This window comes from Porcincola sp. LCP21S3_C12 (assembly GCF_052118625.1).
Lineage (GTDB): Bacteria > Bacillota > Clostridia > Lachnospirales > Lachnospiraceae > Porcincola.
On sequence record NZ_JBQKGW010000014.1, the window covers coordinates 17923 to 34695 of the forward strand.

13 protein-coding genes are annotated in these 16773 nt (G+C 55.7%); 11 read left to right on the forward strand and 2 right to left on the reverse strand.

What is annotated here, in order from left to right; translation table 11 throughout:
- Positions 1-93: 93 nt before the first annotated feature.
- The 6 genes from ACTQ1N_RS08590 to ACTQ1N_RS08615 all read left to right on the forward strand — a co-directional run bounded on the left by ACTQ1N_RS08590 (position 94) and on the right by ACTQ1N_RS08615 (position 5868).
- Complete coding sequence (locus ACTQ1N_RS08590; RefSeq protein ID WP_441956402.1) at positions 94-375, forward strand: MgtC/SapB family protein; 282 nt, start codon at positions 94-96, stop codon at positions 373-375.
- A gap of 98 nt (positions 376-473) precedes the next feature.
- Positions 474-1139 (forward strand): histidine phosphatase family protein, encoded by a 666-nt coding sequence (locus tag ACTQ1N_RS08595; protein WP_441956357.1) that lies wholly within the window; start codon positions 474-476, stop codon positions 1137-1139.
- 61 nt (positions 1140-1200) lie between these two features.
- Positions 1201-2592, forward strand: a complete 1392-nt coding sequence (locus ACTQ1N_RS08600; protein WP_441956358.1) for an MATE family efflux transporter — start codon at positions 1201-1203, stop codon at positions 2590-2592.
- 179 nt (positions 2593-2771) lie between these two features.
- Complete coding sequence (gene trmD / locus ACTQ1N_RS08605) at positions 2772-3569, forward strand: tRNA (guanosine(37)-N1)-methyltransferase TrmD (protein ID WP_441956359.1); 798 nt, start codon at positions 2772-2774, stop codon at positions 3567-3569.
- A 13-nt stretch (positions 3570-3582) separates the two neighbouring features.
- Positions 3583-4668: an asparaginase gene (locus ACTQ1N_RS08610; RefSeq protein ID WP_441956360.1), complete on the forward strand. Its 1086-nt coding sequence runs from the start codon at positions 3583-3585 to the stop codon at positions 4666-4668.
- A gap of 27 nt (positions 4669-4695) precedes the next feature.
- A complete protein-coding gene (locus ACTQ1N_RS08615; RefSeq protein WP_441956361.1) occupies positions 4696-5868 on the forward strand; it encodes a cation diffusion facilitator family transporter in 1173 nt (390 codons plus the stop codon).
- 11 nt (positions 5869-5879) lie between these two features.
- On the opposite strand, the gene ACTQ1N_RS08620 is transcribed toward ACTQ1N_RS08615, so the two are convergent.
- A complete protein-coding gene (locus tag ACTQ1N_RS08620) occupies positions 5880-7244 on the reverse strand; it encodes an MATE family efflux transporter (protein ID WP_441956362.1) in 1365 nt (454 codons plus the stop codon).
- Between the two features lie 249 nt (positions 7245-7493).
- Between ACTQ1N_RS08620 and ACTQ1N_RS08625 the strand changes: the two genes are divergently transcribed.
- Together ACTQ1N_RS08625 and ACTQ1N_RS08630 are read left to right on the forward strand one after the other, a co-directional pair.
- A complete protein-coding gene (locus ACTQ1N_RS08625) occupies positions 7494-8669 on the forward strand; it encodes a GNAT family N-acetyltransferase (RefSeq protein WP_441956363.1) in 1176 nt (391 codons plus the stop codon).
- A gap of 115 nt (positions 8670-8784) precedes the next feature.
- Positions 8785-9546 (forward strand): UTRA domain-containing protein, encoded by a 762-nt coding sequence (locus tag ACTQ1N_RS08630; RefSeq protein WP_441956364.1) that lies wholly within the window; start codon positions 8785-8787, stop codon positions 9544-9546.
- A 161-nt stretch (positions 9547-9707) separates the two neighbouring features.
- Here ACTQ1N_RS08630 and ACTQ1N_RS08635 read toward each other — a convergent pair whose 3' ends face one another.
- The gene (locus ACTQ1N_RS08635; RefSeq protein ID WP_441956365.1) at positions 9708-11060 is read right to left on the reverse strand and encodes a glutamate-5-semialdehyde dehydrogenase; all 1353 of its coding nucleotides are present in this window, start codon (positions 11058-11060) and stop codon (positions 9708-9710) included.
- Positions 11061-11401: 341 nt separating this feature from the next.
- On the opposite strand from ACTQ1N_RS08635, the gene pckA reads away from it, so the two are divergent.
- The 3 genes from pckA (at position 11402) to mnmA (ending at position 16646) form a co-directional block, all read left to right on the forward strand.
- The gene (gene pckA, locus ACTQ1N_RS08640) at positions 11402-13009 is read left to right on the forward strand and encodes a phosphoenolpyruvate carboxykinase (ATP) (RefSeq protein WP_441956366.1); all 1608 of its coding nucleotides are present in this window, start codon (positions 11402-11404) and stop codon (positions 13007-13009) included.
- Positions 13010-13274: 265 nt separating this feature from the next.
- Complete coding sequence (locus ACTQ1N_RS08645; RefSeq protein WP_441956367.1) at positions 13275-15398, forward strand: glycogen debranching protein; 2124 nt, start codon at positions 13275-13277, stop codon at positions 15396-15398.
- 51 nt (positions 15399-15449) lie between these two features.
- Positions 15450-16646 (forward strand): tRNA 2-thiouridine(34) synthase MnmA, encoded by a 1197-nt coding sequence (mnmA, locus tag ACTQ1N_RS08650; RefSeq protein ID WP_441956368.1) that lies wholly within the window; start codon positions 15450-15452, stop codon positions 16644-16646.
- The last annotated feature ends 127 nt before the right edge of the window (positions 16647-16773 follow it).

Consider the following 16773-nt stretch of genomic DNA (forward strand, 5'->3'; position numbering starts at 1 on the left):
GAGCAATCCGCGTCTGAAAGGCAGATGCAGAGAGGAGGCCCTGATGATCGGGGAGCTTGAGCGGATGTCAGATTTCATTGCGTCCTGGTCTGCCTGGGGGCTGCGATGGCGATGATTCTGAGTGAGTATATGATGCATAAGTTCTCACCTTCTCCGGGAGATCTTTATAGAAATGGGGCTGCTGTGATCAGTGGCATTGGCTTCATCGGTGCGGGGACCATCATCACCACCCGGAGCAATCAGGTCAGGAGCATGATCAAGGGTGACGGGCCGGTCGCAACCGTGACGGTGAAGCTGTCGTCTTACAGAGACAGAGAGAAAATCATGACCATTCTGCAGACCTGCAGTGGAATCAGCTTCTATAAGATCCTGTAAGGCCTGGATAGAAGGGAGCCGATTGACTCTTCTGTACACGTCGTCTACAATCAGTGAGGCATCAGGGGGGACAGAGCAATGGGCAGGGAGTCAGTGGAATGAAGATATACATACTGAGACATGGCGAGACGGAATGGAACAAGCTCAGGCGTCTTCAGGGGCGTTCGGATATTCAGCTTGATGAGAAGGGGGAAACCCTTGCACGTATGACAGGAGAGGGGATGCGGAGAGCCGGTCTCTTTTTTGACGCCTGTGTATCAAGCCCGCTTGGCCGGGCAAGGCGGACCGCAGAGCTGGTGCTGGGCGGAGAGTCTGCCGAAGCTGCCTCTGGCCACGCACAGGTGATTCCGATCGCACTGGACGGACGGATTGCGGAGGTGAACCTCGGGCCATGGGAGGGGGATTGTATGATCGATGATCCCAGGTTCCCGAAGGCGGATCCGGAGGCGTTTGTGTTTTTCCAGTCGCCCGAGCTGGCCAGAGTACCGGAGGGCGCGGAGACGTACGCTCAGGTGATTGAGCGGACAGGCGCTTTTCTGAGGGACATTGCAGGGCAGTATAAAAAATACGAGGGAAAGCCATTCAATCTGCTGGTATCGACACACGGCTGTGCCAGCAGGGGCCTGCTGATGAATATCGAGCCGGTTCCGCTGAAGGACTTCTGGAGAGGGCAGATTCCGCAGAATTGTTCCGTGAGCATCGCGGAGCTTCAGGACGGGGCATGGAGATTGCTGGACATGGATCTGACATATGCGGCGCTGTGAAACAGGAGCGCGCGGGATGTCTGACAATTGAAGGAGCGGCACAAAGGGGTGCCGGTTGAGTATGAGGGGACAAGTGCGCAGACAGGATGAGACGCAACAATACAATGGCATCACGCAGGGCGTGATCTGGCAGCAGCTTCTGATCTTTTTCTTCCCGCTGCTGTTCGGCACATTCTTTCAGATGCTGTATAATACGACCGACGCGGTGATTGTCGGACGGTTTGTCGGGACGGTCGCCCTGTCAGCGATCGGAGGCGCGGCATCGCAGATCGTCAATGTGATTGTCGGCGCTTTTCTGGGGCTGGCTTCAGGTGCGTCCGTCGTCATTGCTCAGTACTTCGGGGCTAGGGATGATGAGAAGGTATCAGCGTCGGTTCATACCTCGATTGCGATGTCTGTGTTATTCGGCGCAGTATTTATGGTGGCAGGGATCCTGCTGGCGGACCCCATGCTGAAGGGCATGAATACGCCGGAAGATTCATTTGCAGACTCCAGAATCTACCTGCAGATCTATTTTGCCGGGATGGTGCCGAACCTGATCTACAACATGGGCGCCGGGATTCTCCGGGCGATCGGCGATTCGAAGCGGCCGCTGTACTACCTGATTGTGTCCTGCCTTGCAAACATCGGACTCGATCTTCTGTTTGTAGCGGGTTTGAAAATGGGCGTGTTCGGGGCTGCTCTGGCGACGGTTCTCTGCCAGCTGCTCTCGGCGGTCCTGGTGATGCAGTGCCTGATGAAGAGCCGGGAGAGCTATGGCGTCCGGCTTCGGGAGATCCGGATCAACAGACGCCAGATGTCCCGGATTCTGCAGATCGGGATTCCTGCGATGGTACAGTCACTGTCATACTCGATCACGAATGTCATTCTGCAGGCGGCTGTCAACGGGTTCGGAACGAATTATGTGGCAGCCTGGGCGGCCTGCGGCAAGGCGGACCAGGTTTTCTGGATGACCAGCAATTCGTTCGGTGTGGCTGTGACGACCTTCATCGGGCAGAATTATGGAGCCGGAAAGATGAAACGCGTCCGCAGGTGCATTCGTGAATCGCTGATCATCGATACGATCATTACGATCTCGCTCTCTCTGATACTCTGGTTCATGGCAGATATCCTGATCGGGCTGTTCACGACGGACCGGACCGTCATCGGGCTTGGAAGGATGATGATGCACTTCTTCGTCCCATGCTACGTGACCTTTATTGCGATTGAAATCTTTTCGGATGTGCTGAGAGGTCTGGGGGATTCATTTGCACCGATGGTCATCTGTGTGTCGGGGATCTGCGTGCTGCGGGTTCTGTGGGTTCTGATCGCGACGCGGGTCTGGCCGCAGTTCTCCACCCTGATGTGGAGCTATCCGGTGAGCTGGGTGCCGACCGGCATCCTGCTGGTGCTGTATTTCTGCCTGACGTGGGGGAGAAATGGAAAGCTGGCGGGCGCCGGAGACTCGCTCTGAACGACGGTCGAAGCGCCCGATGGACAGATCTCATATGTGTGATAGCTCATGAGAAGAAGGAGATGGCTTTATGTGGAAATTTCTTGCCTGGATGATCATACTGGACATCGCTGCCTGGGCGGTGGAGGCGCTGATCTTCTATACGCCGCGGCACGGACATCATTCCTGAGCGGACGGATATGAAGATATCGGTACTGACAATTTTCCCGGAGATGTTTGACGGGTTCCTGAGGGAGCCGGTGATCGCGAGGGCGGTCAGCCGCGGGACTGCTTCGATTGAGATTGTCGACATCCGGAGGTTTGCGGGCGGAAGCTTCAGACATATCGATGATGATACATATGGAGGCGGCGCCGGCATGGTTATGCGGGCACAGCCCATTTTGGATGCGCTGAAGGACGTACAGAAAAACACCGGCCGGGCGGAAGATATGACACAGGCCGCGCAGGGGTATGTCTGCGTCATGACACCGGCAGGCCGGCTGTACAGCCAGCAGACTGCCAGAAGGCTGTCGGAGAAGGAACACCTGATTCTGGTCTGCGGGCATTATGAGGGCATGGACGAGCGCGTCATGCGCCATGCCGACGAGGAGATTTCTATCGGGGACTATATCCTGACCGGGGGCGAACTCCCGGCGAAGGTTGTGATGGATTCCGTCATCCGTCTGCTGGACGGGGTCCTGAGGAAAGAGAGCACGCAGAGAGAGTCATTTGAGGAAGGACTGCTGGAGTATCCGCAGTATACAAAGCCTCTGATTGTGGAAGGGGAGCCGGTTCCGGAAGCGCTGCTGACAGGGGATCATCAGAAGACGGAAGAATGGCGTTTGAGACAGTCACTGATCAGAACTCTGAGGCGGAGACCGGACCTGCTCAGAAGGAGAGGACTGTCAGACGAGGAGCGGCACCTGCTTGAGACGGAAAAGCTGACAGATGATGAGAGACAGCTGCTTCAGACGATCCGGGAAGCCGGCAGAGGGTAAGAGGGAATTATCGATGAAACATATTCTTCTGATTGCGACCGGAGGCACCATTGCTTCCAAATACACGAAGGACGGGCTCAGCCCGGCGATCACGGCGCAGGAGCTTCTGACCTATATTCCGGCAGCCGGTGCGTTCTGCCAGATCGACACGGTTCAGCCGTTTTTTCTGGACTCGACCAATGTCGGGCCGGATCAGTGGCTGATCCTGGCGGATCTGATTGAGAAGAAGTACGATCATTACGATGGGTTTGTGATCTGCCATGGGACAGACACGATGGCGTACACGGCTGCCGCGCTGTCCTATCTGGTTCAGAACAGCCGGAAGCCGATTGTGATTACCGGTGCGCAGAAGCCGATTGACCTGGCAGTCACGGATGCCAGGACGAATCTTCTGGACAGTCTCCGGTTTGTCTGCGATGAGCGTGCCTGCGGGGTCAACATTGTGTTTGGCGGTCAGGTGATCGCCGGAACAAGGGCAAAGAAGGAGCGTTCGAAGAGCTATAATGCATTCTCCAGCATCAATTATCCGACCATAGCGGTGATTCAGGATGACCGGATTGCATTCTACATTGACGACAAGTTTATGATTACAAGGCCGCTGAAGGTGTATCATAATCTTGACAGGCGCGTCATGCTGCATAAACTGATCCCTGGAGAGAACGGCAGCCTGATCGACCTGATGCGAAGCCGTACGGACGCTGTGATCATTGAGTCGTTCGGCGTCGGCGGACTGCCGAACTGTACACCGGCGCAGGGTGGCACTTTGCCGGATGGGCAGGCAGAAGCCGGGGCGGCGAGTGTTCCCGAAGAGGATGTACCGGTCAGCTACGCGGATGCCATTTCCCGATACATCGCGGATGGAAAGCAGGTCATCATGGCAACCCAGGTTGTCCACGAGGGCAGTGACATGTCGGTGTATGAGGTTGGAAAGACGATGAAGAACCGGTTCGATCTTCCGGAATCCTACGATATGACGCTGGAGGCCTGCGTGACGAAGACGATGTGGGCACTTGGACAGACGAAGGATGCGGACAAGTTCCGGGAACTGTTCTATACGCCGATTGGCAGGGATCTGCTTTTTTCGCCGCTGAGACCGTGAGAGACAGGCAGGAGAGGAGGATTTATTATGTCAGTATCATTGAAGGAATCCAGGCTCGCGGTAGAGTCTGATGAGGAGAAGAATGAAAGTGAGAAAAGAGGGCGGACGATTGTCAGGACCAGTCTGATCGGGATTTTTGCCAATGTCCTGCTGGCAGGTTTCAAGGCAGTTGTGGGAGCGGCGTCCGGATCGGTTGCCATCGTGATGGACGCTGTCAATAACCTGAGCGATGCGGCTTCATCGATCATTACGATTGTCGGAACAAAGCTGGCGGGGCGTCCGGCGGACAAGAAGCATCCGTTCGGCTATGGCCGGATGGAGTACCTGAGCGCGATGGTGATTTCGCTGATCGTACTGTATGCCGGCATTACGTCGCTGCAGGAGTCCGTTAAAAAGATCATCCATCCGCAGACACCGGAGTATACAGTCGTGACGCTGGTGATCGTTGCGGTAGCAGTGCTTGTGAAGATTGTGCTCGGACGGTTTGTGAAGGCAACCGGCAAGAAGGTCAACTCCGATTCCCTGGTCAACTCCGGACAGGATGCCATCATGGATTCCGTGATCTCTGCCTCGACACTGGCGGCGGCTGCCATCTACCTGACAGCGCACGTCTCGCTGGAGGCCTGGCTCGGCGCGGTGATTTCCGCTGTGATCATCAAGTCCGGAATTGACATGCTGCGGGAAACGCTCTCGGAAATTCTGGGTGAGGAAGCGAGCGCGGATCTTGCAAGAAAGATCAAGGCAGATGTCTGTTCATTTCCGGAAGTACGCGGAGCGTACGATCTGGTCCTCAACAACTATGGACCGGATGTCTATAATGGATCGATTCATGTCGAGGTGTGCGATACACTGAATGCGGACGAAATAGACAGTCTGACAAGGGCAATCAGCGCAAAGGTCTATCAGGAAGAGGGTGTGTTGCTGACTGCGATCAGCGTGTACTCTTACAACACGAAGGATCCGGAGGTCACGCAGATGCGCGACAAGCTTGTCAGCATTCTCAAGGAGAATCCCAATGTGCTTCAGGTGCATGGCTTCTATGTCGAGAAAGAGAAGAAGGCGATGCGCTTTGATATGGTTGTCAGCTTCAATGAGAAGGACCGCGGGAAGCTCTATCAGGCCATGCTGAACAAGGTCAGAGAAGCCTTCCCGGACTATCAGGTGACAGCTGCGATGGATACAGACTTCTCGGAAGAATAACAGATCTGCCTTCAGGCCGAAGCTCTCTGGAGCTCGGCCTGTTTTTTATGGATGTCTTTCATGACATACAGGTATGCAAGACCTGTGAAGATGCCGGCGGCAACCCATGCACTGGGATCGCTGACAGCAGCGAACAGGTAGACACCCGTGTGGATGGCCAGCAGGGAGGCAGTCAGACGTGCAGCCAGCTCCATCACGCCGCCCAGCATCGGGAGCAGTCCGTAGCCGCAGCCCTGCATCGTATTCCGGTAGATGAACAGCAGGGAGAGCGGAATATAGCAGAGCACACAGGAGCCGATGTACGGTGTCGCCCAGGGAAGGAGCTTCTGCACATTGGTCTGACTGCTGAAGAACAGCCCGAGTGTGTACGGGGTGAGGAACCAGACGATGAGGCCTTCGACAACGGAGAGCGCAGCGGAGAAGGCAGCGGCAGTCCGGACACCCAGGTGGATGCGGTCAATCCGGCCGGCTCCATAGTTCTGCCCGCTGTAGGTGGCCATGGTCTGTCCCATCGAGACCATGCTCTGGGTCATGATGTTCTGGAACTTCGATGCCGATGTAAATGAAGCCACGGCGGTCGATCCGAAGGTGTTGATCGCGGTCTGCTGAATCATGGTTCCGGAGGCTGTGATGGCGAACTGTAGGGCCATCGGCAGACCGACGTGGAGCTGGAAGACTGTATCAGCCCTGCCGATGTACCATTCGTCTCTGTGCGGGATCAGGAGCTTCTCCTTCCTGCTGATGTAGAGGAAGCAGAGAACTGCAGAGATGGCCTGGGAGATATTGGTCGCGACAGCGGCGCCCCGGGTTCCCATGTGGAAGGCAAGGATCAGCAAAAGGTCCAGGAACACGTTCAGGACAGCAGAGAACAGCAGAGTGAAAAGCGGAACCTTGCTGTTCCCGACCGCGCGCAAAAGCGAGCTTCCGAGGTTGTAGAAGACACAGCAGACAAGCCCCCACGCGATTGTGTAGATGTAGCTGTAGGCATCCTCAAAGATGTCGGACGGCGTATTCATCAGATGCAGGATCTGCTTCATGAAGACAACAAAAACAGCGGTGACAGCGGCAGTTGTGATCAGGGCAAGCAGAACCGCATTCGCCACCGAGCGGCGGGTACGCCGTTTATCCCCGGCACCGAAGGCCTGGCTGGTCAGGACGGTGAAGCCGGTCGTCAGGCCGATCGCGAATCCCTGCATCAGGAACATGACGGTGCCGGTGGAGCCGACAGCTGCCAGAGCGGTCTGCCCGACAGTCCGCCCGACAATGATGGTGTCTGCCATGTTGTAGAGCTGCTGGAATATATTCCCGAGCATGAGCGGAAGCATGAACCGGATGATGATGGAAAATGGATTCCCCTTTGTCATGTCTGTCTGCATAAACCTGATCCCCCTTGCATGCTGCAGAATGTTCCCCGCAGGGAGCGTTTCTGAATGTGGCCTTTGGTCTTCTTTCTTTGGTAAAACAGTGGTATCTTATGGGACAGTGTATAGGTTGTCAATGCAGAACTTTGACCTTTTTCAAATACGAAATTCCATGAATTTGACATGGCGCGCGAGGCAAAATCATACCGATGACCCGGGCGGATACATCAGAACGCCTTCTGAATGGAGAGATTGGAGAGAACGATGAGAGAGACGTCCCTTGTATATATTGTGAAGGATGAGAAGGTGCTGATGCTGCACAGGATCCGCAAGGAGAACGACGAGAATCACGGGAAATGGATTGGCGTCGGAGGCAAGTTTGAGCAGGGGGAGTGTCCCGAGGACTGCATGCGGAGAGAGGTGCTGGAGGAAACCGGTCTTCATATCGACCGGTATCGTTATTGTGGGATTGTGACATTTCAGAACGATGATGCGGAGACAGAGTTCATGCACCTGTTTCTGGTGACGGCATTTCATAAGGCAGGAGAAAATCAGACCCGCGATGATCAGACCCGCGATGACGGGCAGAGCGCAGATGACGAAGTTGTCTCTTTTGAGGAGGGCGACCTGGCCTGGCTGCCGAAGAGCCGCCTGACCCGGATCCCGCACTGGGCAGGCGACCGGATCTTCCTGTCGCTGATTTTTGCGGAGCCTGAGGTGCCGTTTTTCTCCCTGAAGCTGGTTTACCGGAAAGGGGATCTGATCCGCGCTTCCCTGAATGAGCACAACTGTCTGGTCACGGACAGGCTGATCCTGAGACCATTTCTGGAGCGGGATGCTCGTTCACTCTATGAGCAGGCAAGCAATCCGGCGATCGGTCTTCCGGCCGGCTGGCCGCCGCACAAAAGCCCGCAGGAGAGTCTGGGGGTCATCCGTGACGTCCTGAGCAGGCCGGAGGTTTATGCGATTGTCCTGCGCGATACCGCTGATCCGGTCGGCGCGGTCGCGCTTCAGAACTTCCGCCTTGCTGATGAAAACGGGAGCCTGCTGACCTTCTACGACGAGCGCAGGACAAAAAGTCCGCTGATCTGTACCATGCCGGAGAGCGGCGAGGTGCAGCCTGGCGTTCAGTTCGAGGCGGAAATTGGCTACTGGCTTGGCGAGAAATACTGGGGAGCCGGTCTGATGACCGAAGCGGCTAAGGCGGTGATCGCCCATGGATTCCGGGATCTGAACCTTTCCAGAATCTGGTGCGGCTTCTACCGCGGAAATGAACGTTCAGCCGCGACGCAGAAACGGCTGGGATTTCATTATCATCATGTGGATGAGAAGGCAGAGGTGAAGCTTCTGGGGGAGGTCCGTGAGGAGATTGTAAATGTGATGACGAGGGAGGAGTGGCTGATGCAGGACGATGAAGCCGCGGAAAGCCTGACAGTGTGACGACACCTCGGAGAATGCATCGGGCAGGGAAGAGTAGCTTGACGATCTTCCGCTTCCTGTATAAAATAGGAGGAGATATGTTTAAACAATCCTTTCCGCGAGGGGGAGCGTGCCGATGCCAAAATCCAAGTTTGAAGCCATATACCGGGAACTGAAGTCTGACATAGAGAGCGAGAAACTGCCGTATCAATCCCTGATGCCGTCCGAAAATCAGCTGATCATCCGGTTCAGCTGCAGCAGAAATACCGTCCGCAGGGCGATTGCCATGCTGGCGGAGGAGGGATACGTCCAGCCGATGCATGGGAGAGGGGTCCGCATCATTTACACCAGATCGGAAAAACCTTCCTCTTTCCTGATCGGGGGGATTGAGACATTCCGGGAGTCTGCGCAGCGGAACAACCTGAAGACGACAACGAAACTGGTGCTGTTCACGGAAATTACAGCGGATGAACATGTCGCGAAGCGGACAGGATTCCCGGTCGGGAAGGAGCTCTATTTTGTGCAGCGCGTGCGGCTGCTGGATGGGGAGCCGTGCATCTTTGATGTCAGCGTCCTTGACAAGAGTCTTGTCCCGGGGCTGACGAAGGAGATCTGTGTCCATTCCATCTACCAGTATATTGAGAAGCAGCTGGGTATGCAGATTGTGATGAGCAAGCGTCAGATCACCGTCGAGCGGGTTACGCAGGTTGATGAGGAAAACCTGGTGCTGAACGGATATGACTGCCTCGGGGTGGTGACCGGACAGACATTTAACTCAGAGGGCGTGATGTTCGAGTATACGGAATCACGGCACCGTCCGGATTACTTCTGTTTCCAGACAACGGCTATCCGTCACAAGGAGAAGATGGAGGATACAAGCTTCATGGAGGGACACTGAGAAGGGGCAGTGAAGCCACCACTCTATCACTCGGTACGGAGCATGAAAGTGTAATGAAAAAGATGGCGGGGAGGCCGGATCAGTCCGAATCCCCGCCATCTTTTTATTTTCTCCGGTCCTGTCTGAAAAGCTGAAGCAGGATGGATGCAGGACACTCCGTTTCAGTTCAGAGGGAGGTCTTTGAAATGAAACGACTTCGCACCGGAGGCGTAGTCGCCTACGACCTGGCCGGAGCCGTACAGGCGGTATTTGTATGTGACGAGCCCGTCCAGACCGACGGGGCCGCGGGCGTGGAGTTTTCCGGTCGAGATTCCGACCTCGGCACCGAACCCGTAGCGGAACCCGTCGGCAAAGCGGGTCGAGCAGTTGCGGTAGACGCCCGCGGAGTCCACAAGGGACATGAACCGCTCACCGGCTGCATCGTCCTCCGTGATGATGCAGTCCGTGTGATGCGAGCCATAGCGGTTGATGTGGGCCGCGGCTTCCTCGACAGAGTCAACCAGCTTTACGGCGAGGACCAGATCCAGATATTCCTTATGAAAATCGGTGTCCTGAAGGATATCTTCGCTGTGGATGGTGCCATCCGGGAGACTTGGAGAAGCACTGGAATCGACTGGCGTTTTCACTGCCTTCTGCAGGATCTGCGCGGCCTCCTCCGTTCCCCTCAGCCGGACGCCAGCCTCTGCGAGAGCCTTCGCGGCAAGAGGGAGGAATGCCGGCGCGATCTTTCGGTTGACGAGCAGCGTTTCGGCAGCGTTGCAGGCCGCCGTGTACTGCGTTTTCGCGTCGATGAGGATCGGGATGGCTTTCCCGAAATCTGCATGCTCATCCACATAGATGCTGCAGATGCCGTCGGAGTGACCCATGACCGGAATCCTCGTGTGTTCCATAATATAGCGGACAAACTGGTTGGAGCCTCTCGGGATCAGCAGGTCCACGCAGTCATCACACTCCAGCAGTTCATCAATCTCGCTGTGGGCGGAGGCCTGGAGCAGACAGCTGTCCGGAAGGCCGGCGGAGACAGCCGCCTGGTGGATGAGGTCGAAGAGGATTTTGTTTGTGGAGGCCGTTTCCTTTCCGCCTTTCAGGACAGCACAGTTCCCGCTCTTGATGCAGAGGCAGCTGATCTGGACAAGGGCATCCGGACGGGCTTCAAAGATGATACCGATCACGCCGATCGGCACGGTCACGCGGCGGAGAACGAGTCCTGCGTCGAGTTCCCGGTTCAGGGTGACCCGGCCGACTGGATCCGGGAGGGAAAGCAGACTGTCAATCCCGGCACAGACGTCCGCAAGCTTGTGCGCATCGAATTTCAGCCGCTTTCTTACAGCCGGCGCGATCTGCCGGGCATCGGCACGGTGAAGATCCTCCTCATTGGCCTTGAAGATTGCTTCTTTATTATGAAGAAGGGACTCCTTCACGAATTGGAGCGCCCGATCCCGAAGACCGAGCGGCGAGGCTGCCATCTGCGGACTTGACTGTTTCATGAGCTGGACATGTTCCCGGATTCCCATATCGATCCTCCTGCATATGATCAGGCGGGCAGGTGCGCTTCTCTGCCGCCTGTCTGGGTGCCTGTGTACAACCTGACAGTTCCCTGCCGGGTGATCTGTAGCAACTGAGGCTACTATACCACACCGGGGCAGAACAGGGAGGCTTCCACCTTCTGATTTCCAGCTGGAAATCACAGAAAATCCACAGAATTTCTGCTTTGTTCCGCCTTGTATTTTGTATCAAAGAAGGTGCAGGATGTTGATTTATAGGCGTTTGTTCTGTATAATACAGTCGGTCAGGGGCAGAAAGCGATGCCCCTGAATGTTGCAAACGTAATCGTTTTAAGAAAAGAGGTTCTGCAATGGCAAATATTGATCTGTCTCAGTATGGCATTGAGAATGTCAAGGAGGTTGTTTACAACCCGTCCTACGAGCTGCTCTTTGAGGAGGAGACCAAGCCGGAGCTTACCGGTTTTGAGAAAGGCGTGGAGAGTGAGCTTGGCGCAGTTGACGTCAAGACTGGTATCTTCACCGGACGTTCTCCGAAAGACAAGTACATCGTCAAGGATGCACAGTCCGAGAACACTGTATGGTGGAACACCCCGGAGTATCCGAATGATAACCATCCGATGAGCGAGGAGACCTGGGCGGCTGTCAAGGAGATCGCGAAGAAGGAGCTGTCCGGAAAGAGACTCTTCGTCGTCGATGGTTTCTGCGGCGCTAACGAGGATACCCGCATGGCAATCCGCTTCATCGTCGAGGTTGCATGGCAGGCTCATTTCGTCAAGAACATGTTCATCAGACCGACGGAAGAAGAGCTGAAGGACTTCAAGCCGGATTTCGTCATCTACAACGCTTCCAAGGCGAAGGTTGAGAACTACAAGGAGCTGGGACTCCGCAGCGAGACCTGCGTTGCCTTCAACGTTTCCTCACGTGAGCAGGTTATCATCAACACCTGGTACGGCGGAGAGATGAAGAAGGGTATGTTCTCCATGATGAACTACTATCTGCCGCTGAAGGGCATCGCTTCCATGCACTGCTCTGCTAACACAGACCTGAACGGCGAGCACACCTGCATCTTCTTCGGCCTGTCCGGAACCGGCAAGACCACCCTTTCCACCGATCCGAAGAGACTGCTGATCGGCGATGACGAGCACGGCTGGGATGACAACGGCGTCTTCAACTTCGAGGGCGGCTGCTATGCAAAGGTTATCAACCTGGACAAGGATGCTGAGCCGGATATCTACGGCGCAATCAAGAGAGATGCTCTTCTTGAGAACGTCACGGTTGATGAGAAGACCGGAAAGCTTGATTTCGCTGACAAGAGCGTGACCGAGAACACCCGTGTCTCCTATCCGATCTATCACATCGAGAAGATTGTAAAGCCGATTTCCCATGGCCCGGCTGGCGAGAACGTCATCTTCCTGTCCGCTGATGCATTCGGTGTTCTTCCGCCGGTTTCCATCCTGAACGCTGAGCAGACGAAGTACTACTTCCTGTCCGGCTTCACTGCAAAGCTTGCAGGAACCGAGCGCGGCATCACTGAGCCGACCCCGACCTTCTCCGCTTGCTTCGGCCAGGCATTCCTGGAGCTGCATCCGACAAAGTATGCAGAGGAGCTTGTCAAGAGAATGAAGAAGTCCGGCGCAAAGGCATACCTTGTCAATACCGGCTGGAACGGAACCGGCAAGCGTATCTCCATCAAGGATACGCGTGGAATCATCACGGCGATCCAGAGCGGCGCTGCTCTGAAGGCTCCGACCAAGACGATTCCGTACTTCGATTTCGTTGTTCCGACAGAGCTTCCGGGTGTTGATCCGGCGATTCTTGATCCGCGTGACACCTATGCAAACCCGGCTGACTGGGATGCAAAGGCAAAGGATCTTGCTGAGAGGTTCATCAAGAACTTCCATAAGTATGAGAACAACGATGCCGGCAAGGCACTTGTTGCTGCAGGACCGAAGCTGTAATTTGAAAGACATATCAGTACAGGAGGGGTGTCCCTGCTGTGCATGAAGATGGGAGAAGCCCGGGTGATGACTCACCCGGGCTTCTTTTTTGGAGGCGGCTGCTTATCATCGGGTGCGGAGCACGAGATGACGGCGGGGCGAAGCCCGGACAAGTGGTTCTGCCCGACAGGGCGGGCTTACAGGTGGTCTGGGCGGATCTGCCGATTGTGTGCTATACTGTCGTGACAGACTGACCTTGCAGGATAAAAGAAAGAGATGAGATGTTATGGCGGATCAGGATCAGAATACCAGGAGTGTCACACTGCACCCGCTCGACTCGGCGTCCGGATATCCGGTATGCCCGGGGCTGTTTGACCGCAATGGAGCGATTCCGCTTGGCTATGATGGTGCGGTAAGCTTTACGGTCCATTCAGCCGGCGCTACGGCGGTGTCGCTCCTGCTGTATCATAAAGGAGAAGAGAAACCATACTCTGAGATCGTGTTTCCAAAGACATACCGGATTGGTTCAGTCTGGTCGATGGTTGTGTTCGGCCTTGACATTTCCCAGTTTGAGTATGCGTATTCGGTGGACGGGCCATGGAACCCGGAGAAGGGGCTGCTGTTTGACCGGCGGCATGAGCTGCTTGATATCTATGCGAAGGCCGTGACGGGACAGCGGATCTGGGGAAAGAAGGACGATGTGCCGAAGTACCGCGCGCGGGTCGTCCAGACATCCTACGACTGGGATAATGATCACCAGTCTGTTCCGATGGAGGATCTGGTGATCTATGAGCTCCATGTGAGAGGCTTCACGATGGGAAAGAGCGCCGGCGTGACGGCGCCAGGTACATTTCAGGGACTCCGGGAAAAAATTCCGTATCTGAAGTGGCTCGGGATCACGGCAGTTGAGATGATGCCGATCTTCGAGTTTGATGAAATGCAGAACTGCAGGCACTTTGACGGAAAGGAACTGATCGATTACTGGGGATATAACACGGTCAGCTATTTTGCCCCCAATACGAGCTATTGCTCGGAGCAGGAGTACAATCACGAGGGGGACGAGCTGCGGTCTCTGATCCGCGATCTCCATGCGGCAGGCATCCAGGTCATCCTGGACGTGGTTTTCAACCATACCGCGGAGGGGAATGAAGACGGGCCGTTCATATCCTTCAAGGGGTTCGACAACAATATCTACTATATGCTGACGCCGGATGGAAATTACTACAATTTCTCCGGCTGCGGGAACACCGTCAACTGCAATCATCCGGTTGTCCAGGAACTGATCGTGGAGTGCCTGCGGTACTGGACAATCAATTATCACATCGATGGGTTTAGATTCGATCTGGCCAGCATCCTTGGGCGTAATGAGGATGGCTCCCCGATGGAATACCCGCCCCTTCTGTACCGTCTGGCACGGGATCCGCTGCTGTCTGGCGTGAAGCTGATCGCGGAGGCCTGGGATGCGGGCGGCATGTACCAGGTGGGAAACTTTCCGGCCTGGAGCAGATGGGCAGAGTGGAACGGGAAGTACAGGGACGCGCTTCGGTCGTACCTGAAGGGCGATATCTGGATGGCGCCGGAGGCGGCGAAGCGGATGATCGGATCTCCGGATCTGTATTCGGACAAGCCGGCGGAACAGGGCAGGAGCCCGAGAGGATATTTGGGATATAACTCATCCGTCAATTTCATTACCTGTCATGATGGATTCACGCTGTACGACCTGTATGCATACAACGGCAAGCACAACGAGGCAAACGGCTGGGGCAACTCGGACGGTGCGGATGATAACCGCAGCTGGAACTGCGGCGAGGAAGGACCGTCCGCGAATCCGGAAATCGAGAAGCTCCGTACCCGGATGATGAAGAATGCGATGGGAATTCTTCTGATGAGCCGGGGGACGCCGATGTTTCTGGCAGGGGATGAGTTTGCAAATACACAGTTCGGCAACAATAATGCCTACTGCCAGGACAATGAGATCAGCTGGCTGGACTGGAATTATTGCGACAAGAACAGGGACATCCTGGAGTTTACAAAAGGAATGATCGCATTCCGGAAGCAGCATGACTGCATCCGCAGGGATTTGAAAGCTGCCAGATGCGGCTTCCCGAACATATCCGTTCATGCGGGGACACCCTGGAACGCTCTGATCACGAAGGACACGAGGGCCATGTATGTGGTCTATGCCGGTTATGACGAGAATGCCAGAGATGACGATATCGTCTGCGTCTGTCTGAATGTCTGGTGGGAAGGTGTGGAGATCCAGCTTCCGGATCTGCCGGAGGGAAAGAGCTGGCACCTGGTCGTATCAACGGCCGGGGAGGAGCGCGGGATGGCCTGGAAGCGGGTCGTCATGCAGCCGAGATCGCTGGCAGTGCTGGTGGCGGAATCGTTTATCCCGCAGCAAAGTTAACGGGATGGTTCGGGCAGCATTGGATGGCCTGGCAGGCAACAGGAGAGAGAGATGTCTGAAAAAGAGCATGCAGAGAAGAGAGCGCTGATTGCGATGAGCGGAGGGGTGGATTCCTCCGTCGCGGCAGCTCTGATGCTGAAGATGGGATATGAGTGCATCGGTGTTACAATGAAGCTCTATTCCAATGAGGATATCGGGGTGTGCCGGACGCATACCTGCTGCAGCCTGGACGACGTGGAAGATGCGCGGGCCGTTGCCGGGCGGCTGGGGATGCGGTACTATGTCTTCAACTTCGCGGATGATTTTCAGGCGAAGGTTATCGATAAATTTATCCGGACATATGAGGAAGGCGGAACACCGAACCCGTGTATCGATTGCAATCGATATATGAAGTTTGACAAGCTGTATGACCGTGCGAGGGAGCTGTCCTGCGATACCATCGTGACCGGCCATTATGCCAGGACGCACTACGACGAAAAGAGCGGGAGGTGGCAGCTCCTGAGGTCGGAGAATCCGGCCAAGGATCAGACCTATGTGCTGTACGCGATGACGCAGGATCAGCTCGCGCATACCGTTTTCCCGCTTGGAAGCTACAGAGATAAGGAACAGGTAAGGCAGACGGCGGAGGAATATGGCTTTGTGAACGCGCAGAAGCCGGACTCGCAGGATATCTGCTTTGTTCAGAATGGAGACTATGGAGATTTCATCGAGCGGCAGATCGGGCATACCTATCCGCACGGCAGATTTGTGGACGAGGATGGAAGGGTGCTGGGCGAGCACAAAGGACTGATCCGTTATACCATCGGACAGCGAAAAGGGCTCGGACTGGCGCTTCCTCATCCGATGTATGTCAAGGCCAAGGATATGGAGAAGAACGAGGTGATTCTCTCTGAGAACAGCGGGCTGTATTCCAGCCGCCTGGAGGCCGGGGATTTCAACTGGATCTGGTGGCCGGGTGCGGAGAAAACCTGTCATTTCGAAGACATCGAAAGCGGAACAGAACAGCAGGACGCCGGGGGTTGTGCCGGACAGAGGCGCCCGGCACCCGGTACAGTGCTTCGCGCAACGGCGAAGCCCCGCTACCGCGCCGTGGAGGCTGCCGGCACAGCAGTCGTTCTGGATGACGGCGGTGTTTCATTTACCTTTGACGAACCGCAGAGGGCGCTTACACTCGGGCAGGCGCTCGTTCTGTACGACGGCGAGCGCGTGATCGGCGGCGGAACCATCACCAGAGTGCCGCGCACATAAGAATGGCAGGCGGCGCAGAACCTCTATACGCGCAGGGCGGATCGACGGCGAGGCGTTGCCAGATCGAGAGCATGTGTATGCGCAAGAGAAATCGTGACAGCGCGGCAGACGTGTCCACGTATGCGTC